This window comes from Streptomyces sp. NPDC050619 (genome assembly GCF_040654815.1).
GTDB lineage: Bacteria > Actinomycetota > Actinomycetes > Streptomycetales > Streptomycetaceae > Streptomyces.
The window spans coordinates 1-1,200 of sequence record NZ_JBFAIR010000162.1 but is presented as its reverse complement, the minus strand read 5'-3'; the positions used below and the strand labels follow the sequence as shown (position 1 = coordinate 1,200).

Genomic DNA, 1,200 nt, shown 5'->3' with positions numbered 1-1,200 from the left:
GTCTTCGTCGCGGATCTGCAGGATCAGGCCCGCGCCGCCGTCTTCGACGCTGGCGGTGCCGGTGCCGCGGTTGACCGGGCTGCGGATGGTCGCGACCTGGCCGAGGATCGGCCGCGCCGGCCCCGGCTGCATCTTGCGCAACAGCTTGCGCAGCGGCCGCAGCGCCAGCGCGGCGACCGGCAGCGACAGGCAGAAGTTGACGAAGATGATCAAAGCGCCCGCGGCGATGCGCAGCGGCGTGCCCGGCACCAGACTCAGCAAGTAGATGTCGGCGTAGTAGGTCAGGATCCAGCCGACCAGCACGATCACGCTGACCACCACGGTGATCGGAATGCCGCCCAGGCCCAGGCGCATCAGCGGATCGAAGATGCCGTGCTGCGGATGATGCGCGCCGTCGACCAGGGTGTGGTCGCCTAGGCCGTGCGCGCCGTGGCCGTGACCGTCGCCGCCGATCCATCCATCGATCATTTCGCCGCCGGCCAATCCCACCGCCGACAGCAGCCAATAGCCCACGACCACGCCGAGCAGGACGGTGTAGAACGCCGTCGGCAACGTCAGGATCGTGCTGAAGAAATCGCCCATTTCGTTTCCCTCCCCCGCTTGCCGCATCGCCCGCGGCGCCTCCATGAAACCGGCCGACCCCATGTCGACCGGCCGTATCGATCCGGGCGCTCAGCCCGGCAGCTTCTGCCGCAACCGCGCCAACACCGCTTCGGCGCCGGCCTCGTCGGCGATGATGCCGGCGTCGCGCAGTTTGCGTTCCAACGCATCGCCGCTGTCGTGGCGCGCCAGTTCCGCCGCCGCCTCCATGCGCGCGCCGCGTTCGGCCTGTTTGAGCTTGATCCGGGCCAGCGAATCGACCGCGGTCTGCAGCCGGTTGTGCGGCCCGGCGTAGCGCTGCGCGACCGCGGCCTGCGCGCGCGGCATGCTTTCGGTGGCCTTGACCGTGTCGAGCGGCTGCTTGAGCCGGCGGATGTTGCCTTCGGCCATCGCCACCGCGCGGCGCAGTTCGGCGACGCTGGCGGCGAGCTGGCCCAGATGCGCTTCGTCGTCGCCGCGCGCGGTTTCCAGTGCGGCGATCTTGTCGGCGACTTCGCGCGCCAGCGCGTCCTCGCCCGACTCCAGCGCCTTGATCGCATAGCCTTCGTATTCGGCGATCTTGGCCGCGCTGTGGGCCTGCGCGCGCTCGGCCAGGGTGTG

Annotated in this window: 2 protein-coding genes; both read right to left on the bottom strand. The window is 70.2% G+C overall.

Features of this window, described 5'->3' with window-relative positions:
* Positions 1-582 (bottom strand): hypothetical protein (locus tag AB0I77_RS53720; RefSeq protein ID WP_363290355.1); only part of this gene is annotated, 582 nt, incomplete at its 3' end.
* A 90-nt stretch (positions 583-672) separates the two neighbouring features.
* On the bottom strand, positions 673-1,200 hold a 528-nt coding region (locus AB0I77_RS53715), incomplete at its 5' end, for a PspA/IM30 family protein (protein ID WP_363290354.1).